Source organism: Rhizobium mesosinicum, assembly GCF_019511345.1.
Lineage (GTDB): Bacteria > Pseudomonadota > Alphaproteobacteria > Rhizobiales > Rhizobiaceae > Rhizobium > Rhizobium mesosinicum.
This window is the reverse complement of the sequence record NZ_JAEUAK010000002.1, coordinates 169,387-192,332: the sequence shown is the minus strand read 5'-3', so window position 1 is coordinate 192,332 and position 22,946 is coordinate 169,387. Positions and strand designations below refer to the sequence as shown.

The 22,946-nt window shown below is 58.4% G+C and carries 24 protein-coding genes; 23 read left to right on the top strand and 1 reads right to left on the bottom strand.

Annotated elements, in window-relative coordinates:
• Positions 1-3 precede the first annotated feature (3 nt).
• The 6 genes from flgA to fliP are packed head-to-tail and all read left to right on the top strand — an operon-like array spanning position 4 to position 4,100.
• Positions 4-486 (top strand): flagellar basal body P-ring formation chaperone FlgA, encoded by a 483-nt coding sequence (gene flgA, locus JNB85_RS04885; RefSeq protein ID WP_220333268.1) that lies wholly within the window; start codon positions 4-6, stop codon positions 484-486.
• On the top strand, positions 483-1,604 hold the full coding sequence (locus tag JNB85_RS04880; protein ID WP_220333267.1) for a flagellar basal body P-ring protein FlgI: 1,122 nt from the start codon (positions 483-485) through the stop codon (positions 1,602-1,604). The genes flgA and JNB85_RS04880 overlap by 4 nt, the downstream gene beginning before the upstream one ends.
• Positions 1,601-2,140, top strand: coding sequence for a MotE family protein (locus JNB85_RS04875; protein WP_220333266.1), 540 nt, complete (start codon positions 1,601-1,603; stop codon positions 2,138-2,140). Before JNB85_RS04880 ends, JNB85_RS04875 begins: the two co-directional genes overlap by 4 nt.
• A complete protein-coding gene (gene flgH, locus JNB85_RS04870; RefSeq protein ID WP_183728573.1) occupies positions 2,137-2,850 on the top strand; it encodes a flagellar basal body L-ring protein FlgH in 714 nt (237 codons plus the stop codon). The genes JNB85_RS04875 and flgH overlap by 4 nt, the downstream gene beginning before the upstream one ends.
• Before the next feature lie 12 nt (positions 2,851-2,862).
• The gene (locus JNB85_RS04865) at positions 2,863-3,366 is read left to right on the top strand and encodes a flagellar basal body-associated FliL family protein (RefSeq protein ID WP_220333265.1); all 504 of its coding nucleotides are present in this window, start codon (positions 2,863-2,865) and stop codon (positions 3,364-3,366) included.
• The gene (gene fliP, locus JNB85_RS04860) at positions 3,363-4,100 is read left to right on the top strand and encodes a flagellar type III secretion system pore protein FliP (protein WP_183748970.1); all 738 of its coding nucleotides are present in this window, start codon (positions 3,363-3,365) and stop codon (positions 4,098-4,100) included. The genes JNB85_RS04865 and fliP overlap by 4 nt, the downstream gene beginning before the upstream one ends.
• A gap of 102 nt (positions 4,101-4,202) precedes the next feature.
• On the opposite strand, the gene JNB85_RS04855 is transcribed toward fliP, so the two are convergent.
• Complete coding sequence (locus JNB85_RS04855) at positions 4,203-6,122, bottom strand: O-linked N-acetylglucosamine transferase, SPINDLY family protein (RefSeq protein WP_220333264.1); 1,920 nt, start codon at positions 6,120-6,122, stop codon at positions 4,203-4,205.
• Between the two features lie 395 nt (positions 6,123-6,517).
• Between JNB85_RS04855 and JNB85_RS04850 the strand changes: the two genes are divergently transcribed.
• The 17 genes from JNB85_RS04850 (at position 6,518) to fliQ (ending at position 22,932) form a co-directional block, all read left to right on the top strand.
• On the top strand, positions 6,518-7,423 hold the full coding sequence (locus JNB85_RS04850) for a flagellin N-terminal helical domain-containing protein (protein ID WP_220333263.1): 906 nt from the start codon (positions 6,518-6,520) through the stop codon (positions 7,421-7,423).
• Positions 7,424-7,703: 280 nt separating this feature from the next.
• On the top strand, positions 7,704-8,612 hold the full coding sequence (locus JNB85_RS04845) for a flagellin N-terminal helical domain-containing protein (protein ID WP_220333262.1): 909 nt from the start codon (positions 7,704-7,706) through the stop codon (positions 8,610-8,612).
• A gap of 253 nt (positions 8,613-8,865) precedes the next feature.
• Positions 8,866-9,774 (top strand): flagellin N-terminal helical domain-containing protein, encoded by a 909-nt coding sequence (locus tag JNB85_RS04840; protein WP_220333261.1) that lies wholly within the window; start codon positions 8,866-8,868, stop codon positions 9,772-9,774.
• 290 nt (positions 9,775-10,064) lie between these two features.
• Entirely contained in the window at positions 10,065-11,018 is a 954-nt protein-coding gene (locus JNB85_RS04835) for a flagellin N-terminal helical domain-containing protein (RefSeq protein WP_220333260.1), read from the top strand.
• Between the two features lie 189 nt (positions 11,019-11,207).
• Positions 11,208-11,846, top strand: a complete 639-nt coding sequence (locus JNB85_RS04830) for a hypothetical protein (protein ID WP_220333259.1) — start codon at positions 11,208-11,210, stop codon at positions 11,844-11,846.
• On the top strand, positions 11,843-13,111 hold the full coding sequence (locus JNB85_RS04825; RefSeq protein WP_220333258.1) for a MotB family protein: 1,269 nt from the start codon (positions 11,843-11,845) through the stop codon (positions 13,109-13,111). The genes JNB85_RS04830 and JNB85_RS04825 overlap by 4 nt, the downstream gene beginning before the upstream one ends.
• A gap of 4 nt (positions 13,112-13,115) precedes the next feature.
• Complete coding sequence (gene motC, locus JNB85_RS04820; RefSeq protein ID WP_220333257.1) at positions 13,116-14,414, top strand: chemotaxis protein MotC; 1,299 nt, start codon at positions 13,116-13,118, stop codon at positions 14,412-14,414.
• A gap of 4 nt (positions 14,415-14,418) precedes the next feature.
• On the top strand, positions 14,419-15,861 hold the full coding sequence (gene fliK / locus JNB85_RS04815; protein WP_220333726.1) for a flagellar hook-length control protein FliK: 1,443 nt from the start codon (positions 14,419-14,421) through the stop codon (positions 15,859-15,861).
• Entirely contained in the window at positions 15,779-16,366 is a 588-nt protein-coding gene (locus JNB85_RS04810; protein ID WP_420852254.1) for a lytic transglycosylase domain-containing protein, read from the top strand. The genes fliK and JNB85_RS04810 overlap by 83 nt, the downstream gene beginning before the upstream one ends.
• Positions 16,367-16,646: 280 nt before the next feature.
• Positions 16,647-17,318: a transcriptional activator Rem gene (rem, locus tag JNB85_RS04805; protein ID WP_220333255.1), complete on the top strand. Its 672-nt coding sequence runs from the start codon at positions 16,647-16,649 to the stop codon at positions 17,316-17,318.
• Positions 17,319-17,445: 127 nt separating this feature from the next.
• Positions 17,446-18,747 (top strand): flagellar hook protein FlgE, encoded by a 1,302-nt coding sequence (locus tag JNB85_RS04800; RefSeq protein ID WP_220333254.1) that lies wholly within the window; start codon positions 17,446-17,448, stop codon positions 18,745-18,747.
• A gap of 19 nt (positions 18,748-18,766) precedes the next feature.
• On the top strand, positions 18,767-20,218 hold the full coding sequence (flgK, locus tag JNB85_RS04795) for a flagellar hook-associated protein FlgK (protein ID WP_220333253.1): 1,452 nt from the start codon (positions 18,767-18,769) through the stop codon (positions 20,216-20,218).
• Between the two features lie 3 nt (positions 20,219-20,221).
• A complete protein-coding gene (locus JNB85_RS04790) occupies positions 20,222-21,274 on the top strand; it encodes a flagellar hook-associated family protein (protein WP_220333252.1) in 1,053 nt (350 codons plus the stop codon).
• Positions 21,275-21,310: 36 nt separating this feature from the next.
• Entirely contained in the window at positions 21,311-21,658 is a 348-nt protein-coding gene (gene flaF, locus JNB85_RS04785; RefSeq protein WP_183748984.1) for a flagellar biosynthesis regulator FlaF, read from the top strand.
• Positions 21,655-22,104 carry a flagellar biosynthesis repressor FlbT gene (gene flbT / locus JNB85_RS04780; RefSeq protein ID WP_112541506.1) on the top strand — a complete coding sequence of 150 codons (450 nt, stop codon included), beginning with the start codon at positions 21,655-21,657 and terminating at the stop codon, positions 22,102-22,104. The genes flaF and flbT overlap by 4 nt, the downstream gene beginning before the upstream one ends.
• Complete coding sequence (flgD, locus tag JNB85_RS04775) at positions 22,095-22,553, top strand: flagellar hook assembly protein FlgD (protein WP_220333251.1); 459 nt, start codon at positions 22,095-22,097, stop codon at positions 22,551-22,553. The genes flbT and flgD overlap by 10 nt, the downstream gene beginning before the upstream one ends.
• A 112-nt stretch (positions 22,554-22,665) precedes the next feature.
• Positions 22,666-22,932 (top strand): flagellar biosynthesis protein FliQ, encoded by a 267-nt coding sequence (gene fliQ, locus JNB85_RS04770; RefSeq protein WP_007825014.1) that lies wholly within the window; start codon positions 22,666-22,668, stop codon positions 22,930-22,932.
• The last annotated feature ends 14 nt before the right edge of the window (positions 22,933-22,946 follow it).

Genomic DNA, 22,946 nt, shown 5'->3' with positions numbered 1-22,946 from the left:
AACATGATGTTTCGCCGGGCAGGACACATCCAAGGATGGGTGGCTGCGGCCACGATCGCAATCGCCGGCATGGTCATGCCGGCAGCAGCGGATGCCGGCATGGGCTATGCCGTCGTCCCGACGACGATCATCTATCCCGGCGACACGATCTCGAGCGCTCAGCTTCAGGAAGTCGAGGTCACCAATCCCAACCTCGCCGGAGACTATGCAAAATCGATCTCCCAGGTCGAGGGGCTGGTTTCCAAGCGCACGCTCCTTCCGGGCCGGACGATTTCGGTCTCCGCCCTGCGTGAGCCTTACACGGTCACGCGCGGATCCAACATCCGCCTGGTCTTCCAGCTTGGCCAGATGACCATTTCCGCTGCCGGCTCGCCTCTCGAAGATGGTGCGACCGGCCAGATGATCCGTGCACGCAATATGGATTCCGGCGTCATCGTCAGCGGCACCGTGCTCGCCGACGGTACGGTCCATGTGAGGGCAAAATGAAGTTCTTCTTTCGTATCCTGAGCCTGGTTGCGGTTCTGGCGATGAGCCTGACCGATGTCGCGCCTGCATGGGCGCTGACGTCCCGCATCAAAGACATTGCCTCGCTTCAGGCCGGCCGCGACAACCAGCTCATCGGCTACGGCCTTATCGTCGGCCTGCAGGGAACGGGTGACGGTTTCCGTGCTTCGCCTTTCACCGAGCAGTCCATGCGCGCGATGCTGCAGAACCTCGGCATCTCGACGCAGGGTAGCCAGTCGAACGCCAAGAATACGGCAGCCGTCATGGTCACCGCCACCCTGCCGCCCTTCGCAAGCCCCGGCAGCCGAATCGACGTGACAGTCAGCTCGCTCGGTGACGCGACCTCGCTGCGCGGCGGCACGCTGGTCATGACTTCGCTATCGGGCGCTGATGGCCAGATTTACGCCGTCGCCCAGGGCGCCGCCGTCGTCACTGGCTTTCAGGCTCAAGGACAGGCCGCGACCGTGACGGAGGGTGTGACAACGGCTGGCCGTGTGCCGGGTGGCGCCATCATCGAGCGCGAGTTGCCGTCCCGCTTCAAGGATTCGGTCAACCTCGTCCTGCAACTCCGCAACCCGGATTTCTCCACCGCGATCCGCATTGCTGATATCGTCAACGGCTACGCCAAGGCGCGCTTCGGCGGTCCGGTGGCGGAAGCCAAGGATTCGCAGGAAGTCATCATCGAGAAGCCGCGCGAGGCCGATCTTACACGTCTGATGGCGGATATCGAAAACCTCGTTGTCGAGACCGACACTCCGGCCAAGGTCGTCATCAACGAACGCACCGGCACGATTGTCATCGGCTCGGACGTTCGCGTCTCGCCCGTCGCCGTCAGCTACGGCACATTGACCGTGCAGGTAACCGAAACGCCGCAGATCATCCAGCCTGAGCCGTTCTCGCGCGGTGAGACAGCGGTCCAGCCGCAGACGGATATCCAGGCGCAGAAAACAGGTGGACGCGTTGCGATCATCGACGGTCCTGACCTGCGCACTCTCGTTGCGGGTCTCAATAATATCGGCGTCAAACCGGATGGCATCATCGCCATTCTCCAGGGCATCAAATCTGCAGGCGCCCTGCAAGCGGAGCTTGTGCTGCAATGATCAAGATCACGAACGAGAACCCGATCATCGAACTGTTGCGCCGGCTGGCATTGCCGGCTGCAGGCATCGTGCTGCTGTCCATTCCCGGCGCCTTCGCGCAGGAAATGGCGCCGGCAGGCGACATCACTTCGACGGACGAGGTCAAGCAGTTCTGCACGAATATCGCCGATCCGGCGCGCGATCAGCGCTATCTCCTGCAAAAACAGGAGCTTGAGAAACTGCGCGCCGATATCGACAGCCGCGTTGCCGAGATGGACAAGCGGAAGGCCGAATACCAGGACTGGCTAAAGCGACGTGATGATTTTCTCAAGCAGGCCGAGGCCGGCCTGACGGATATCTACAAGAAGATGAAGCCGGACGCGGCGGCCCTGCAGCTTCAGGACGTCAGGCCCGAACTGGCCGCGGCCGTCATCATGCGGCTCGGGCCGCGCCAGTCCAGCCTGATCCTGAACGAGATGGATTCCACCAAGGCTGCCAGCATCGCCAGCATCATCGCAAGTGCGTCTGATCCCAATACCTCGAAGGATCCTTCATGAATAAGCGTTTACCGGCTGTGATCGCCGCCGTCGCTCTCCTTGCCGGCTGCCAGTCCACGGCAGTCAACGAGATCGGCCGCGCGCCTGCCATGAGTCCGATCGGCAGCGGTCTCGCCTACGGCCAGACGCCGCAGATGGGGCTCTATCCGAAGCAGCCGCGCGCGGTGGCCCAGGGCTATTCGTTGTGGAGCGATTCGCAGGCCGCGCTCTTCAAGGACGCGCGTGCGCTCAATGTCGGCGACATTCTGACCGTCGATATCCAGATCAACGACAAGGGTTCCTTCGACAACGAGACTAACCGCAGCCGCAAGAATTCGAGTGGCATGGCCTGGGATGTCAACGCCCAGATCTTCGGTTGGACGCCACAGTCCAAGACGGATCTGACCTACGGTTCCGACACGAGCACTGATGGCAAGGGCAAGATCGAGCGCACCGACAAGCTTAATCTTCTGGTCGCCGCGGTCGTGACAGGCATTCTCGAAAACGGCAACCTGGTCATCAGCGGCTCACAGGAAGTTCGCCTGAACCAGGAACTGCGTATCCTCAACGTCGCCGGCATCGTGCGTCCGCAGGATGTCAATTCCGACAACCAGATCTCCTACGACAAGATCGCCGAAGCCCGCATTTCCTATGGTGGCCGCGGCCGCCTGATGGAAGTGCAGCAGCCGCCGCGCGGCCAGCAGGCCATCGATCTCTTCTCGCCGCTTTGAGGCTGAACCAAGATGGCAGACAACGAAACAGGCGAAGGCAAAAAGAAGTCTGGCGGCATGGTGATGACGATCATCGGTCTCGCCGTGCTGACGCTCGTCGGTGCCGGCGGCGGCTGGACGGTGGGCAACATGGTGTCCCCGGCTATCCGCAGCGCCGCGGAGGCCGAACAGGCGAAAGAGGCCGAGGCCAAGAAGAAGGCCGAGGGCGGCCTTCCGAAAATCGCGAACGAAGCCAACAATATCGTGCTGCTCGACCCGGTGACCTCGAACCTCGCTTATCCCTCGGAAAACTGGATCCGACTCGAGGTGGCGCTGATGTTTAACGGGCCTCCGGATGTCAAGGTCGCGGAGGATATTCATCAGGATATCCTCGCTTATGTCAGGACTATTTCCCTTCAGCAGATCGAAGGACCGCGCGGCTTTCAATATCTCAAGGATGACATCCAGGAACGTGTTGACCTTCGCTCTCAAGGGCGCGTATCGAAGGTCATGTTCAGGACCTTTGTCATCGAATGATTCGACTCATAGTCTTCCTTGCCGCCATGATGGCGGTGCCGGAACTGGCGGTGGCTCAGCAGCTGCCGACTGACCTGTTGAACATCCCGGTCGACGGCTCCGTCGCCGCCTGGATCATCAGGACATTCGGCCTTTTGACCGTGCTTTCGGTCGCACCGGGCATCCTCATCATGGTGACGAGCTTCCCGCGCTTCATCATTGCCTTTTCGATCTTGCGTTCCGGCATGGGTCTCTCTTCGACCCCCTCGAACATGATCCTTCTCTCGCTCTCGCTGTTCATGACCTTCTATGTCATGTCGCCAACCTTCGACCGGGCCTGGCAGGATGGCGTTCAGCCGCTGCTTGCCAACCAGATCGACGAGGCGACTGCGGTCCAGCGGATTGCCGAGCCGTTCCGCACGTTCATGTCGGCCAATACACGCGACAAGGATCTGGCCCTTTTTGCCGACTTGGCCCGCGAGCGTGGCCAGAACATCCAGACGACCGAGCCTATCGACTACCGCATCTTGCTTCCGGCCTTCATGATTTCGGAAATCCGGCGCGGCTTCGAAATCGGCTTCCTCATCGTTCTGCCATTCCTCGTCATCGACCTGATCGTTGCCACGATCACCATGGCCATGGGTATGATGATGCTGCCGCCGACCTCGATCTCGCTGCCGTTCAAGATCCTCTTCTTCGTGCTGATCGACGGCTGGAACCTTCTGGTCGGCAGCCTCGTGCGCTCCTTCAGCTGACGGCGAAGAGGCGGTGCCGTCGCATATTTCCTTCTGTCGCAAACATGAAACCCGCCGGATCGCTCCGGCGGGTTTCATGTTGCTGAACGCGCCTGATCAGCCTTAGCCATTCGAACCGAAGGGTTCAGTGCGCGGCGGCAGCGCCGGAACGTCGATGTGATCGGGGCCGAGGCCCTGCTTGGCGCGCGCAATCATCAGCTCGTAGCCATGTTCGAGGTGATGGCAGAAGCGCTCGGCGTCGAAGAGCGGCGCGATGTAACGCTTCTCCTGCAGATGTTTCTTGTAGCCGGCAACCCGTTCGGGGTTGAGCGCGAGCTCGACGGCCAGATCTTCGTAAGCCTGGAGATCTTTGGCGACGAGCTCCGGCAGATCGATTGCCCTGAGCAGGCTTTCGCTGACGCGCGAAGCGAAGTTGGTACCCTTCATCGTCAACACCGGCAGTCCGCCCCAGAGCTGTTCCGAGGTGGTGGTGTGACCGTTGACGGGGAAGGTATCGATACCGAGGTCGGCCGCCTGCTGACGGCTGATATGCTGTTCATAAGGCGCACGCGGGCAGAAGATGATGCGCTTCGGCGAGATACCACCAGCCTGGAAGCGCTCGAGCAGATTTTCCTTGTTGCGGGCCGTGTTTGCCATCAGCCAGAGCACGCTATCGGGTGCACGCTTTAGGATCCGGGACCAGCTGTCGACTACCTGAGAGGTGATCTTACGGTTGCCGTTGAAGGATGCGAATATGAAGGCATTTTCTGGCAGGCCGAGCTGCTCGCGCGTGACAGGCTGCGGCTGCGGACGGTTGGCCGGGTCGTTCGGCTGATAGCTTTCCGGCATGCGCAGAAATTTTTCGTGGTAAAACGGCTTGGCCACGTCAGGCAATACCGAGTGGTCGCCGATCACATAGTCCAGGTCGACATTGAGCGTGCTGCCGGGAAAACCCAGCCAGGCGACGTGGATTGGTGCCAGCGGCAGATTGAAGGACAAGGCGCGGCTTCCCGACGTATGACCCTTGAGGTCGACCATGATGTCGATATTTTCGGCGCGGACGGCCTTCAGGATCGCTTCGTCGGGCAAACCGTAGACATCGACGATCTTGCCCCAACGGCTGCGGTCGGTCTTGTTCTTCTCGAGATATTCGGGCTGCGTGTGGTCGAAGAGCGTAATCTCGAAACGGTTGCGATCATGAAGCTCGAGGACGCGCTGCAGAAGCTTCATCGTGGCATGGGCGTCCCAGAAGTCCGAGGACATGTAACCGATACGGATCTTGTCAGACCATGTATGCGGCAGCCCCCGCCGGTGGGCCACGCGCGCCGGGTCGAGCGGCTTCGTGCCGATGGTGGCGTAACGATTATAATTCTCGTTGCCGCACCAGTGTAGGTGATAGAAAGGATTATCCTTCCTCAGGATATCGATGTCGTTCTTGGCGAGTGCGGCGTCGATAGGCGCCTGATGTTTGTTCGCCTCGTCGAATTCGTTGAATTCACGCACGCAGACGAGATAGAGGAAGCGGAAGGCGAGATTGCCCGGATAGCGCCGGAAGAGGTTGCGGGCGAGCGTCTGGTTGGTCTCGTCCATGAGGTCGTCGTTGAGCAGCAGTGCGGCCAAGCGTGCATGCTCCGGGTTCTGGCTCTCGGACAGGACCTTCTTGAAGGGGCGCAACAGATCGCGCCTCTGCCGGCGCAGATAGATCGACGCGATAATGAATGCGAGTTCCGGATCTTCCTGCGCCTTGTTGAGATTGCGCATGGCGATCAGCAGCGCTTCGTCCTCGTTGCCGGCCTCAAGGTGAATTTTTGCGGCGGTCTTCAGGAATTCGTATGCGCCTTGCCCGGCGCAATCGGCCGCCAGCCCATAGGCCTTCGCTGCATCGGTCTTGAAGCCCAGCTGCAAAAGGTTCTTGGCCAGGAGAGCGTAGGTCTTGGCGTCCTTCTGGGTATCGATGAGCTGGTTGAGCGTCGCCAGGGACTGTGTATAGCGGCCGGCCTGATAGTCCCGGGATGCCGCGGAGAACGAAACTTTGCTGTTCAAAACCTAACTCCGTGAGGAAATGTTCCGGCATGAAATGGTGGTTGGCGGGAGCGCAATCAGGCCACCCGCGGAATGCAGGTTGCCCAACGATACTATCCCGGCTTCTGCCACACTGGCATTCGAAGCTTGCTTGAAACAGGTGCCGCCGGATGCTGCTTCGATCAAGCCGCATCGAAGGCGGATTCAAGCAACATTAACCATGGAATTGAAGCGCTTGGCAGAGAGCCCCGCTTTTAAGAAGTTGGCAAGTATTGGCTGCGAGATTGCCCGGGACATGACGGGTTTGGGCCAGGAAATACAAGGCACCGAGTGGCATGAAGCTGGTCCGTCATCGCCGGTATTTATAGTCCGGTATGTCCTCCTTTTTTGTATCTAGTTTTCTAGGGGACACAGTTATGACGAGCATTAACACGAACAATTCCGCAATGGCAGCTCTCCAGACGCTGCGTAACGTCAACCAGGGCCTCAACACCACGCAGAACCACGTTTCCACGGGTTACCGCGTTGGCAAGGCTGCCGACAACGCCGCTTACTGGTCGATCGCAACGACCATGCGTTCGGACAACAAGGCTCTCGGCGCTGTTTCCGACGCCCTCGGCCTCGGCGCTGCCAAGGTTGACACCGCCTACACCGCCATGGATAGCGCCATCGACGTCGTCGGCGAAATCAAGGCGAAGATCGTTGCCGCGACCGAAAACGGCGTCGACAAGAAGAAGGTTCAGGAAGAAATCGACCAGCTGCAGGACCAGCTGGTAAGCATCGCCCAGTCGGCTTCCTTCTCCGGTGAAAACTGGGTTGCTGGCGCCAACGGCACGAAGAGCGTCGTTTCCTCCTTCGTTCGCGACGGTTCGAACGGCGTTTCCGTCAAGATGACCGACTACGTCTTGTCGAACACTTCGACCGGCAACGTTCTGTTCGGCATGAGCGGCGGTGCGATCGAAACCTCCACGGGCATCCTGGGGTCCAGCGTCGGTTCTGTCGGCTCGGTCTACTCGCTCGACATCACCAACCTCTCCCTGACTGACCTCGGTCTCGCTTTGACCAACGTCGAAAATGCCCTCAAGGCCATGACCTCTGCCGGTGCAAAGCTCGGTTCGATCTCCACCCGCATCACGATGCAGGACGATTTCGTCAACGCCTTGAGCAAGTCCCTCGACTCCGGTATCGGCCGTCTCGTCGACGCCAACATGGAAGAAGAGTCCTCCAAGCTCTCTGCCCTGCAGACGCAGCAGCAGCTTGCGATCCAGTCGCTCTCGATCGCCAACTCCTCTTCGCAGAACATTCTGTCGCTCTTCCGCTAAGAGCGGGTCAGCCACATCGCGAAAAACGTCGAGGCCGGGTAACTCCCGGCCTCGAATATTTTAATATAAGGTTAACGGAAACGCTTCTAAGTATCAGATATTTTTACGCAATTTCGTTTTTGAATTTAGTCTTCCTTAACCATCTTGCTGTTTTCTAGGCCCATCGAAACGGCGAGTTAACCTTAACGAGAATGGTTAACAGGCATGATGCTGATCGCTGTGGGCCGGCCAGAATCCGGAATGTCCCTTCCTAACATCTGCCAAAAGGGGCAAGCAAACTATGACGAGCATCAACACCAATAACGCTGCAATGGCCGCTCTCCAGACGCTGCGTGGCATCAACCAGGGCCTCAACACCACGCAGAACCACGTTTCCTCCGGTTATCGCATCGGCAAGGCTTCCGACAACGCCGCTTACTGGTCGATCGCAACGACCATGCGTTCGGACAACAAGGCCCTTTCGGCTGTTTCCGACGCTCTCGGCCTCGGCGCTGCCAAGGTTGACACCGCCTACACCGCCATGGATAGCGCCATCGACTTGGTCGGCGAAATCAAGGCGAAGATCGTTGCCGCGACCGAAAACGGCGTCGACAAGAAGAAGGTTCAGGAAGAAATCGACCAGCTGCAGGACCAGCTGGTAAGCATCGCCCAGTCGGCTTCCTTCTCCGGTGAAAACTGGGTTGCTGGCGCCAACGGCACGAAGAGCGTCGTTTCCTCCTTCGTTCGCGACGGTTCGAACGGCGTTTCCGTCAAGATGACCGACTACGTCTTGTCGAACACTTCGACCGGCAACGTTCTGTTCGGCATGAGCGGCGGTGCGATCGAAACCTCCACGGGCATCCTGGGGTCCAGCGTCGGTTCTGTCGGCTCGGTCTACTCGCTCGACATCACCAACCTCTCCCTGACTGACCTCGGTCTCGCTTTGACCAACGTCGAAAATGCCCTCAAGGCCATGACCTCTGCCGGTGCAAAGCTCGGCTCGATCACCACCCGCATCAACATGCAGGACGACTTCGTCAGCGCCCTCAGCGACTCCATCGACTCCGGTGTCGGCCGTCTCGTCGACGCCAACATGGAAGAAGAGTCCTCCAAGCTCTCTGCCCTGCAGACGCAGCAGCAGCTTGCGATCCAGTCGCTCTCGATCGCCAACTCCTCTTCGCAGAACATCCTGTCGCTCTTCCGCGGCTGATAGGATCGCGAAATATATCCCGCCGGCTGACCGGCGGGTCCTATGGAAATCGAGCCGCGCTTCGCTGGAGCGCGGCTTTTTTAATTCCCGTTAACGGTTGATTAACCATATTACTGTTTTCTGCGTCTCAACGAGACGGCGAGTTAACCAAATTTAAGAACAGGTTAACAGGCATGAAGGCTGATCGTCGTTTCCGGGCGCTATTCCCGAATGTCCCTTTTATTAATGTCTGCCAACAAGGGGCAATCATTTCATGACAAGCATTTTGACGAACGTCGCAGCTATGGCCGCTCTCCAGACGCTTCGCGGCATCAGCAGTAATCTTCAGGATACTCAAAACCGCGTATCTTCCGGCTATCGCGTTGAAAAAGCTGCAGACAACGCAGCTTATTGGTCCATCGCAACGACCATGCGTTCGGACAACAAGGCCCTTTCGGCAGTCTCCGATGCTCTCGGCCTCGGCGCAGCAAAGGTCGACACGGCCTACACTGCGATGGACAATGCCATCGATGTCGTCAGCGAAATCAAGTCCAAGATCGTTGCGGCCACCGAAAAGGGTGTAGACAAGACCAAGATCCAGGAAGAAATCAGCCAGCTGCAGGCCCAGCTCATGAGCATCTCCCAGTCGGCGTCTTTCTCCGGTGAAAACTGGGTTGCAGGCAACACGACCAAGAGCGTCGTTTCCACCTTCGTCCGCGACGGCAACGGCAACGTCTCGGTCAAGACGACCGATTATGTTCTGAACGCGGCTTCCAATGGGAACGTCCTGTTCGGCATGACCACGACCGGCACCATCGATTCGAGCACCGGTATCATCGGCAGCTCCAACGGCACGATCGGTTCGATCTATACCATGAACATCACTTCTTTTGGTCAGACGGAAATCGCTATGGCACTCACGGCTATCGAATCGGGCTTGGAGGCCATGACGAAGGCAGCTTCTCAGCTCGGTTCCATCTCCAACCGTATTGAACTGCAGGAAAACTTCGTCGCGGCCCTCGGCGACTCGATCGACTCCGGTGTCGGTCGTCTTGTGGATGCCGACATGGAGGAGGAATCGAGCAGGCTCACGGCATTACAGACGCAGCAGCAGCTGGCGATCCAGTCGCTCTCGATCGCAAACTCCAGCGCTCAGAACGTCCTCACCCTCTTCCGCAGCTAAGCCGGCGGTTGAAGCTGGACCAAACCTTGTGCCGCCAATTTGCGGCAGCCTGGAAACCGCGCCGCTTCGGCGCGGTTTCTATTTTATTCCAAAGGCTTGCGCAGACCCCGGCGGAGCTTTTTCGTTTCCCGTTTCCGCCCTTGCGAAACTGGTTGATATCGGGTTAACGTTGCCGGGAGTTGATTTGTTTTGCGACACACCGGCACGGGAAACCCGCCGGGGGGCATGAAGCCAGTTCAGTCGCTGCCGGCAAAACGGCCTGATCCCTTCACCTTTCCGAGACCATGTCGATGACCGTAAAGATTACCAACGCGGCCGCGGTGAGTGCGCTTGCAGTGCTGCGCAGCATCAATAAAGAATCAAACGACGTACAACAGCAGGTTTCCACGGCGAAGCGGGTTGCGACTGCCGCCGACGATGCGACCTATTGGTCGATCGCCAGCGTCATGCGTGCCGACAGTACCAATCTAGGCACCATTGGCGATGCCCTTGGCCTTGGTGCCGCAAAGGTTGATTCGACCTATACGACGATGAATTCGGCCATCGATCTTCTCGGCGACATCAGAGCCAAGCTGGTTGCTGCGCGTGAGCCCGGCGTCGACAAGGACAAGGTCAACGCAGAAATCACCGAATATAAGAACCAACTCCAGACGATGGTCGAAGGAACGTCTTTTGCTGGCGAAAACTGGCTGTTGAACGGCGAGCCCGTGGCACCTCCGCAGTGGAAGATCATCGGCAGCTTCGTACGTGCTCCGACAGGCGAGTATCAGGCGCAGACTATCGAGTTTCCGTCGTCTCAAACCATCCTGATCGACAGAAATAACGCTGGCGGCGGCCTGTTCACCAAGGATGTCAACGGCAATCCTGACGGCACGCCGGTCCGCAATTATTATCTGCTGAATGCAAACTCCGGGACGCCGGCGGCCGGCACGGAAATCTCCATCGGTAAGTCGACCACCGACTCGCAGATCATGGATATGGTGACGGCCACGGACGCCATACTCAAGCAGCTTACGAATTCGGCAGCAGGGATCGGCATCATGAAGGCTCGCATCGACGATCAGATCGACTATACCGCAGATCTGTCCGACAGTGTCAAAAAGAGCGTCGGCGCCCTCGTCGACACCGATATGGACGAGGCATCGATCCGCCAGAAGGCTATCGAAACCCAGAAGCAGATGGCCGTAGAAGCGATCTCCATCCTCAATACGGCCGCCAGCAAAATTCTCATCCTGCTCGAATAGTGATCGGTGGGGCGGCGCCATTCATCCTCGCGCAAGTTTGAGTTTCTAGTTTCCGGCATGAAGGCAGCTTCCTATGCCGGCGACAGGCTCAGAGCCTCTCCCGGACCGGAACGCGCATGCCGGTAAGGACGACGGTCATTTTTCAAGAGGGGGCATGCCGCGTGCTTCCCGAATACTGGACGGATTTTCATGAGCATTATGCTTTCCCGGTATTTGAAGGATTTCGGTGCGCCGAGTCCCTCGGAACCGATCATCGATGTGGATGATTTTGCCGTCGAAACCGCCTCTGCTTTCGCCGAGTTGCCGAAAGAGCCCGAGATCGACGTCGAGGCAGAGCGACGCGAGGCCCATTCCGAAGGCTTCGCCGCCGCGACCGCTGAGCTGACCGAAAAATACGAACGTGAAGCCCAGGCCGTGGCCGAAGCGCACGTCCGGGAGATCGAGGAACTGAGACTCCGCTACGAGATCGAGGCGGCCGCTGTGATCGCTTCGCGGATTCGCGACATGGCAGAAGAGATTGCCACGCTCGTCAGCGAAGTGACCGCGACGGCCATCGCGCCGATCATGACCGAAACCCTTGCCAAGAAAGCGGCCGAAAACCTCGCCGCCCTGCTGCGGGAGGCGATCCTTGACGGCGCCGCAGCGCCAATCATCGTGCGTGGTCCGGCCAAACTTTTCGATATCCTCAAGGACGAACTTGGAGATCATGCTGCGTTGGTTCGCCATCATGAGGCCGATGACGTCGATCTTGCTGCCGAGATTGGCGAAACGGTACTCGTGACCCGCATTTCCGCCTGGGCGGCCAGCTTGAAGAAAGTTTCCGAATGAGCGACGGAGAAAACCACCACCACGGCAAGAACGAGATTATCATCGTCAAGAAGCATGGCGGTGGAGATCACGATGGCGCCCATGGCGGTGCATGGAAAATTGCCTATGCCGACTTTATGACGGCGATGATGGCATTCTTCCTTGTGATGTGGCTGGTCAACGCTGCCAACGAGGAAACCAAGGCCTCGATCGCCACCTATTTCAACCCGATCAAGCTCTCCGATGAGAAGCCTACCGAAAAGGGCTTGAAAAAGCCGGTCGACCAGGCCGAGGGCGAGCAGAAGCAGGAAAAGTCGAAGAACAAGGAAGAGAACCCCAACCAGGGCAAGTCTGCCGCCGATGGCGAAGACCAGACCTCGACCTCCGGCGACAAGACCAATTATTCTGAAGCCGATTTCTTCGAAAATCCTTATTCGGTTCTCGCCGAGATCGCCCAGGAAGTCGGCCAGCAGGCAAATGTCAGCGCCAAGGGGGACGGAGGTGCCGCAGATTCAGGCCCGGCGACCGGCGCCGATGGGGGCGAAGCCTATCGCGATCCGTTCGATCCGGATTTCTGGACCAAGCAGGTCGAAGTCACCACCGCCGGAAAGCCGCAGCAGCCTTCGCCGCTCAATTCGAAGGCCGAGCCGAATGAGCTCGCCAAGGCCGAAAACGTCCAGCCTCCTACTCTGTTGAGCAAGGACCCCAACAGTGCTGCCGTCGCTGCTTCGGCAGAGAAGCAGGCCGATAGGAAGCAGGACAAGCAGGCAGACAAGACCAAGGATGCCGACAAAACCGAAGAGGCCAGGCAGGCCGAAGAGAAGCAGCGGGCCGATGAGCTGCAGCAGGAGATTGCACAGCAGATCGCCGGTGTCGCGGGCAAGCTCGCCGAGGGCCTGACGGTGACAGCGTCCGAGGGTGGCCTGCTGGTGAGCATTTCCGACCAGAACGACGACTCCATGTTCAATGTTGGTTCTGCAGTGCCGCGTCAGGAAATGGTCCTTGCCATGCAGAAGATCGGCGCGATCCTGAAACAGAGGGGCGGGGCCGTCGCCATCCGCGGCCATACAGACGGACGGCAGTTCAAGGGCGATCTCAACGAGAACTGGCGACTGTCGATGGACCGTGCCCAAAGCGCCTATTACATGCTCGTTCGCGGCGGCCTCGATGAGAAGCGCATTTCCCAGGTTTCCGGCTTTGCCGACCGTCGCCTGAGGCTGCCCGAGGACCCCTATAACGCGTCGAACCGCCGGATCGAGATCCTCGTGCAGGCAGATCAAGGATAGTCCTATGATGCGCAGGCAGCATCGCTATTTCAGATATGCGGTCTTCGGCGTGGCGATGATGTCGCCCGCCGTCGGTCGTGCAGCGGATGCGGACGATCTCGCGCCGTACAAGATGCTGCGCTCCCTGCAGTTCGTTCAAGATTCGGTTGTAACAGGCGATCATTCCGCCGGCGAGATGCAGCGTTTCATGCTTAGCAAGATCGACCAGCGCCTGCGCAACGTCGATCCGTCGGTTTACGATGACGACCGCAATGTCGATGCCGCACTGATCTACGTGATGAGCGGCGGCAACCCCCAAACGCTCGAATATCTCGTCAATCATGACGTCAATGGTTACTTCGATAATCGCGTCACCGACGTGCTGCGGAAATATCTTGGTGGCAAAGGCTTGCTCGTCTCGAGGACACTGGAAGAAACCGCTAAGGAATATGACGGCAAGAAAATCGGCCCCTATCTGGCGCTGATCGGGGGCAATGTGTTGATCGCCACGAGGCCAATGGATGCCCTTACGCTATATGACAAGGCGCGGCTCAATGCACCCGGCACGATTGTGGAGGAGGCGGCGCTACGCCGCTCGGTCGCCATCTGCGTCGAAGCCGGCCAGGTTGACAAGGGGCTCGCCTATTCGCAACGCTATGTCCGCCGCTTCCTGCATTCGCCTTATGCCAGCCAGTTTGCCGATCTTTTCGTGAAGCTTATTGTCAGCCACGATCACGATGTCAGTCCGCAGACGGTCGTCGATATCCTTTCCTTCATGGACGCGCCGCGCCAGCGTGAGGTCTATCTGCGCGTGGCACGCGCTGCCGCGATCGCCGGAAAGCCGCATCTCGCCCGTATGGCTGCCCAGCGCGTTCAATTGCTGGGCGAGGGGACGGATAACCCTTTCGGACCGCTTGCCGATTTCTATAAGGGCATGGCGAACGTCCCCACCGACGATATCGACCAAGCTGCCAAATATATCGCCAATATCTCCGGAGCGTCTCTCTCGCCACAGGACCAGGCGCTGCAAGCCGCCGCAAGATCCGTTGCCGAGCAGATATTGCGGGCTCCGGATCCGGCAAGCCTGACACAAGGCTCATCCCCTAATTATCCTAATCAAGAAATTACTTCCGAACAGGCTGCAGCCGCTACGGCTGCGCAACCGCGAGGAGCGCCGGACGCTGCCCCGGAACCTGTTGTCGAAGGCACGGCTTCTGCTGGCACGGGAGGCCAGGATGTCGATCCTTCATTCACCTCTTTCGTGACGACCAATCGATCCAAGCTCGACGAAATCGACGGTCTCCTGGCCCAAGAAGGCAAATAAGATGATGATGGATATCAGCGTCTCGGGCGGAGCGCCCGGCACGGATGCGTCTGCGTCCGTAAGGTCTGGTCGGGGAGCCGGTAAAGGCGAGGCTGCGGATCAGAACGGCGGCTTCTCGGATGTGCTCTCCAAAGCCAGCAATAGCGATCAGGATGCGGATACCGTCGATACGTCCGACCATCAGGACGTCAACGACAGCGCGGAGACCGTGGGGCGCAATCTGCGTGGCCGCAATCCGAAGCCGCTGATCGACCTGAACGACGCCTCGCTCAAGGGACAGGTGGACATACAGGCTGAAACTATTGCAAGCGTCGGGATACTTGTGAAGTCCGAAAAGGAACAGGGCAAGAACGCAGGTGTGCTCGGGTTGGGCAAGCCAGACGCCAAGGATCAGGCAGCCGAGGCCGCTACGCAAGCAGTGGTTAAATCTGCCAAACATACCAAAACCCATGAGCTTGATAGCGGCATCGATACAGGCGCAGATAGCGCAGCCGGCGAAGGCGATATCACCGATGTGCTCGGCCTTTTGAAGAAGGAACCCGGTGATGCTATGGCTATCCTCCAGGCATCCGCACATCAGGCAGCGGCGAAGACCGATGACGCACCGGCTGGAAAGAAGGACGCGCAAACCGGGGGCGTGCATGGCGCAAAGGCCGATGCGCACGTGTCGGATGCATTGGCAGCCGTCGCGCCGCATGGCAATGACGCGCGTGCGCCGGGAACGGAGAATGCCGACGGCGTCGAAGGCAGGACGTTCAGGCTCAGCCGCGCTGATGGCCGCGGTCAGTCGATGGACATGCATATCGGCACCGAGCAACCCGGCGAGAAGCCGACAAGGTCCGGCGTAGAAAATGTTTCCGTTCTGGATTCCCGCCGTTATCTCGGCCTGGTGCAGAATCCAAATTCCGCGACCGTGACAGCGGCCCTTTCAGGCGACAGTGAATGGACGCGCGCCATGCAGCCGAGTTCTTCTCTGTCGAACGCTGCCGAATGGACGAGCACCGGCAAGGTGGTGAACACCCTCAAAATTCAGATGAATCCGATCGATCTGGGCCTCGTCACGGCCACGATGCGTCTGTCCGGCGATACGCTGAACGTCGATCTCAAGGTCGAAACCGGCGCGGCCTATCGCCAGCTCAAGGAAGATCACGGCAAGATTCTCGAGGCGCTGCGCAGTCAGGGCTACGCGATTGATAACGTGACCGTCAGCATGGCCCCCGTGGATCGGTCCGATGCCGGCAACCAGGCAAACAGCCAGGGACAGACTTCTCAGCAGCAGCAACAGTCGCTCGCCCAGCAAGGCCAGGGCGGCGAGGCGCGCGAGCGCCAGAACCAGACAGCGCGACAGACGGATGGAGGCTTCAATGGTGCGGGCGGGAACGGTGTTGAGAACGCTTCTGCTTCTGTCGACGCTGGCGGCAGCCGCTCTGGCAGCGTTTACCTCTAGCGCAATCGCCTCTACCGGCGCCTGCGAGCGCGAGATCCAGTCTGCTGCGGCCAAATACGGGATTCCGGAGGGAATTCTCTATTCGGTCGGGTTGACGGAAACCGGGCGCAAGGGATCGCTCTATCCTTACGCGATGAACGTAGAGGGGAAGGCTCTGTTTCCAACCTCCGAGCAGGCCGCATTACGGCAATTCGACGCCTCCAGCAGAGACGGCGCGAAGCTCATCGACATCGGGTGTATGCAGATCAACCACTATTTCCATGGGGAGAATTTCAGCTCCGTGGAAGAAATGTTCGACCCCCACCGCAACGTGGAGTATGCCGCCAAGTTCCTGCGCAACCTGCACGACCGTCATGAAACATGGACAATGGCGGTAGCTCGATACCACGCGGGTCCAAATAATAATCCGGCGCAAAAGCAATATGTCTGCCGCGTCATCGCAAATCTGGTCGCCACCGGCTACGGTAAGTGGACTCCCAATGCGAGTAATTTCTGCGCGAATTAATTCAATTAATAATTGAATCGCCGAATTATGACCAAACTGTGTCAGAGTGTGGCGGGAATTCGGCACCAGATCTGCTTGCAAGCCATAATTAAGAGAGCGTTAACTTTTCCACGAGATTTTTGTGTGCATAACAGGTGTGACCTACTATATGTAGATCAAATCGGCACCCAATTCTTAATCAATTATTAATTTCCGCCATTAACTTTCACGAATAGCCGCTGATTCGCGCGATTCGTATCCATAGATCATCGATGTGCCACACTGATTCGGAGGCGGACGAATGATCGTAGTGGTTGATGAGCGTGAGCTCGTGAAGGATGGTTACACTTCTCTCTTTGGCCGTGAGGGCATTCCCTCAACCGGTTTTGATCCCAATGAATTCGGCGAATGGGTACAGACCGCAGCTGATTCTGATATCGCTGCGGTCGAGGCATTTCTGATCGGCCAAGGACAGCGCAGCATGGAATTGCCGCGCGCGATCAGGGATCGCTCGATGGCGCCGGTGATCGCGGTCAGCGACCAGCCGTCGCTCGAAAACACGCTTGCCCTTTTCGACTGCGGCGTCGATGACGTTGTGCGCAAGCCGGTGCATCCGCGCGAGATTTTAGCGCGTGCCGCGGCAATCCGCCGTCGCTTGAAGGCGATCGCAAACTACACCGACATCGGCGGCATCCGTGTCTTCTCCGATGGGCGCGATCCGGAAATCAACGGCGAGACCTTCGCTTTGCCGCGCCGCGAGCGCCGCATCCTCGAATACCTGATCGCCAATCGCGGCCGCCGCGTCACCAAGACCCAGATCTTCAATGCGATCTACGGCATTTTCGATGAGGAAGTCGAAGAAAACGTCGTCGAAAGCCACATTTCCAAGCTGCGCAAGAAGCTGCGCAAGAAGCTCGGTGTCGATCCGGTCGATTCCAAGCGATTCCTTGGCTATTGCATTGATTGGAATTGATTTTTTGACGCGGGCCAGGCCGCTTGGGGAGGCCGAAATATTTCGATCGGCGCCCCGGCATGACAGACAGCTTCACGCAAGGCCCGCCAAATACTCTTGCATTTAACAGGTAAAACGAGGTTTTCAGATGAGCATTTTTGGCAGCATGAAGACGGCGGTATCGGGGATGAACGCGCAGGCGAATCGCCTCAGCACCGTCTCCGATAACATCGCCAACGTTAACACCAGTGGTTACAAGGCAGTTTCGACCGCGTTTTCGTCGCTGGTCCTGCCATCGGGCTCCGGTAACTACAACTCGGGCGGCGTGACGACGACGGTTCGCCAGGCTGTTTCCGACCAGGGCGACATTTCCTACACGACCTCCGGTTACGACCTCGCCATTTCCGGCGACGGCTTCTTCATCGTCCAGGGCGCCGATGGCGTGCCGGTTCTGACCCGCGCCGGCGACTTCACCAAAGACGACAGCGGCAACCTCGTCAACTCGGCCGGCTTCACGCTCATGGGGTATCCATGGGGCTCTTCGGCTCCTGCGGTTGTCGTCAACGGTTTTGACGGCCTCGTTCCGATCAACGTTCTCGGCGATCAGAAGCTGGAAGCTGTTCCGACCGCAAACGGGACCTGGACCGGCAACCTGAAGCCCGGCGCAAAGATTGTAGCGGCTGCTGCCAACCTGCCGAGCGCAAACGCCGCGTCGGCGACCACTGATACGCAGAAGTACTCGATGGTCACCTACGACAAGCTCGGCAGTAAGGTGATGTATGACATCTACTACACCAAGGTTCCCGACCCGGCGTCGCCGCCGGCAGCGGCCGGCACGACCCAGTGGGAAATGGCGGTCTACCGCAATGCCGACAAGGCGACGACAGGCACGAGCTCGTTCCCCTATTCCTCTGCTGCCGTGAATGTCACCACTATCCAGTTCAACGACAAAGGCGTTATGACGGTCCCGGCGGCCCCGTCCACGACCAACATCGTCGATCCGAAGACCGGCCTCACCATTAAGATGACGCTCGACCTCTCCCAGGTCGGCGACAATTTCTCGGGCACCGGTAACGTTGACGGCCAGGGCGCGAATTCGCCGGTCGATATCACCATTGACTCAGATGGTATCGTCTACTCCAAGTATGACGACGGCAGCACCAAGCCGGTTTTCCAGATCCCGCTCGCCAATGTGCCGAGCCCGGACCTGCTGACGCTGATGTCCGGCAACGTTTACTCCGCCAACGGCAAGTCCGGCGTGACCGTCACCGGTTTCCCGCAGACCAGCGGCTTCGGCAAGATCCAGTCGGGCGCACTCGAAGGTTCGAACGTCGATCTGGCGGGCGAATTGACCGAAATGATCGAATCCCAGCGCAGCTACACCGCCAATTCCAAGGTGTTTCAGACGGGTTCCGATCTCATGGACGTTCTCGTCAACCTCAAGCGTTAATCAGGGTAACGGGTAAGCCATGTCGCTCACTTCAGCACTTAACACCGCGCAGAGCATATTCAACAATACGGGCACGCAGAGCAGCATCGTATCGAATAATATCTCGAACGCCGGCAACAAGGACTATGTGCGCCGGCAGGCGATGCTCACCACCTCGCTGGGCGGCGCCCAGGTGGTCAAGATCAGCCGCGCGCAGGAAGATGCGCTGCTGAAACAATATCTCAAGGCGTCCTCTCAGGACAGCGCCCAGCAGACCCTGCTGGGCGGCCTTGAAGATCTGAAGTCGATCATGGGCGGCAACGAGAATGAAACGTCGCCTGAAACCGCGCTGCGTGCCTTTCGTGACAAGCTAGGCACCTTCCGCGCGACACCTGGGGACCTGATTGCTGCCCAAGGGGCGATTACCGCGGCGCAGGACGTCGTAACTTCGCTGAACAATGCCTCCAAGGCGGTGCAGCAGCAGCGTGCCGATGCCGACAAGCAGATCAAGAATCAGGTCGACTCGCTGAATAGCCTGCTGAAGCAGTTCGAAACGGCAAACAATGCCGTCAAGAAAGCGACATCAAGCAACGAGGATCCGTCGAGCGCTCTCGATGAGCGCGAAAAGGTTCTCAAGCAGATTAATCAGATTGTTGGCGTGTCCACAACGACACGCGCCAACAACGACATGGTGCTCTACACAGCCGACGGCACGACCCTGTTCGAGACGATCCCGCGGACCGTGAGTTTCGAGCCGACGCAGTCCTATGCGGCGAGCACTGTCGGCAATAAGGTCTATATCGACGGCGTCGCCGTCAACATGGGTTCGGGTGCGTCGACAAACGCACAGGGCAGCCTGGCCTCGCTTCTGCAGATTCGTGACGACATTGCACCGACCTTCCAGAGCCAGCTCGACGAAGTCGCCCGCGGTCTTGTCAATCTCTACCAGGAAGACGGTAATCCCGGCCTCTTCGTCTGGACACAGGCGAATGGCACTGCAGGCGGGGTTCCGCCAGCCGGCGTCGTCATCGACGGCATTGCGGGAACGATTGCGATCAATGATCGCGTCATCACCTCCAAGGGCGGCGATCCGACGCGGCTGCGTGACGGTAACATCAATGCGTCCAGCACGCCTGCGAACCCGGGGGGGTCGAGCGGCTATACCGCGGAACTCGATCGCCTCTATACGGCGATGGATTCCGGCATTCCATTTGATCCGTCGACTGGCCTCGACTCGAATGTCAGCATCCTGACCTTTGCCACAAACTCGATCGGCTGGCTCGAGCAGCGGCGAAGCGATGCGACCACGGCAGCGGAAAACACCCAGGCTGCCGCGGCGAGAACCGATGAAGCTTATTCCAACGAAACCGGCGTCAACCTCGATGAGGAACTGACGCTGCTTCTCGACATCGAACAGTCCTACAAGGCGGCGACCAAGATATTGAACGCCGTTGACGAGATGTTGAAAGCATTGCTGGATATTGCGAGTTAAGCCATGAAGAGCTCATTTATTTCAAGTTCGGCCATCCAAAATGCCATGCGGTTGACGATCCGTCAGGCGCAGAACCAGATGTCGAAGGCAACGACGGAAGCGACCACCGGCACCTACGCCGATATCGGTGTATCGCTTGGCGGTTACGCGGCCAAAAGCATCGACTTCACGCGCGAAGTGGACCGTATCAAGTCGATCAAGCTGAGCAATGCTCTCGTCGACGCCCGCATGGAATCGGCTCAAACCGGGCTCGATAAAATGAAGAAGGCGGGCGACGGCTTCCTGTCCAAGCTGACCGCGCTTCAGAGCAGCCACGATCCGGGCAGCATCACGGTCGCCATCCAGTCGGCCAAGAGTGCGCTTTCCACGATGATGGATACATCGAACTCGATGGTGAATGGCGAATATCTTTTTGCCGGTATCAACACCGACATTCAGCCGCTCACCGACAAAACCGCTGCGACTTCGGCGGCGATCGTTACAGCTCTGAACGCCTATGCGGCAGGCTTGCCGACACCCAAGCCGGTCAACCAGCTCACCGGCGACGAGATGAAGACCTTCATCGAGACCGAGGTAGAGCCGATGTTCAGCGAAGCGGCCTGGACGGATCCGACCACCGGTTGGTCCAAGGCGTCCAGTCAGAACATGACGAGCCGTATCAGCAATTCGGAAGTCGTCGAGTCCTCGACCAGCGCCAATTCCGAGGGGATGCGTTACTTTGCTCTGGCGACGGTAGTGACCTCTGCGCTGATGGGCCAGAGCCTCAGCACCGACGCGATGAGTGCGGTCTCCTCCAAGGCGATCACCTATACGACCCGCGCGACCACTGGTATCGTTACCCAGGCGAGCCAGCTCGGTCTGTCGCAGGAACGTGTCGAGAAAGCGAATGACGCCCTCGATGCTCAGTCGAACATCATGCAGACCAAGCTCGTCGATATCCAGGGCGTCGATCCCTATGAGGCCTCGACCCTTGTCAAGACTTTGGAAACCCAGCTTGAAACCGCCTACACGATCGTCTCGAAGATCCAGCAGTTGAGTCTCGTGAACTACCTTTGATGAGCAAAGGCGCGCAATATAAAGAAGGATGCATGAATGTATCAGTTCTCTTATGCCGAGGTCATGCAAGACTCGGTTGCCGACGCGAAAGAGCGGGAATGGCAGGTTCTTGAACGTTCGATAGAACTGCTTTCGGTGGCGCGCGACAAAGAAAAGTACAGCCGGGAGTCTATTGAAGCTCTCTTCTATACGCGAAGAGTGTGGATCAGCTTCATCGAGGATTTGAAGCATCCCGACAACCAGTTGGAGATCGAGCTCAGAGCGAACCTTATCTCGATTGCGATCTGGATATTGAAGGAATGCGACCGAATTAGAAAACGTCAGTCGAATAATTACCAGGGCATCATCGACGTTACCACCATCATCAGGGATGGACTTAAATGAAAAGTACACTTCGCATTTCTCTGAAGGCCGGAGAAAGAATCTTCATCAACGGCGCTGTCCTGCGTGTCGACCGCAAGGTCGCACTGGAATTCCTGAATGATGTGACGTTCCTTCTCGAAAACCACGTGCTGCAACCGGAAGGCGCGACCACGCCGCTCCGCCAGCTCTATTTCATTGCCCAGATGATCCTCATCAACCCCGAGGGCAAGGAACATTCGACGGCGATGTTCCGGAAGTCGATCACGATGCTGCTCACATGCTTCAAGAACGAGGAAATCCTTGCCGAACTGAAGCGTATCGATGCACTCGTCTCGACCGGTCGCGCCTTCGACGCGCTGAAGGCGATCCGCGGTCTCTACGCGATCGAAGACGGCATTCTCAACAATCACGAATTGCCTCCGACTATGGTCGAGCAGATTCGCAGGGAGATCGCACCATGGCGGTAGACGCACCCCAGAGCGTGGGTGGAGGCAGCAACACGTATGGCTCGTCCAATACCGCGCAGCAGAAGGCCACGCTGAACTACGACAACTTCCTTCAGTTGCTTGTCGCGCAGATGAAGAACCAGGATCCGACCGATCCGATGGATGCCAGCGAGCAGATGTCGCAGCTTGCGAGCTTCTCGCAGGTCGAGCAGACGATCCAGACGAACTCGAAGCTCGACACGCTACTGACGAGCTCCAGCCTGACCCAGGCAAGCGGCTATATCGGCAAGTACATGGAAAGCGCCGATGGCAAGACCAAGGGCACGGTCGAATCCGTCAAGGTTTATTCCGACGGCCTCATTGCAACGCTGGACAATGGCGGTAAAATTCTCATCCAGGCCGGTATATCTATTTCTGATTCGGCGCCGACTAACACTTCGGGCGACGATAGCGGTTCGGAAAATACCTGAATGCGCATAAAACGAATGGGATCTGATTTCAGTTCGTTTTGAGGATGCCAAAGATACCAGTCCGGTCAAAGCCGGGCTGGCTGCTTTCGAGGCGATATGAGGTTGCCTGACGATGAATGAAGCTGATGCACTTGACCTGTTCCAGGCTGCGATCTGGACCGTTCTCGTTGCTGCGGGTCCTGCGGTCATTGCGGCAATGGTCGTCGGCCTCGTGATCGCGCTGATCCAAGCGCTGACACAGGTGCAGGAGGCGACGCTCACCTTCGTTCCGAAGATCGTCGCCGTTCTCGTGACGGTTGGTATTTCTGCCCCTTTCGTGGGCTCCCAGATCTCCATTTTTACCAATCTGGTCTTCTCGCGAATCCAGTCCGGCTTCTGAGCCAACTTCGCGCA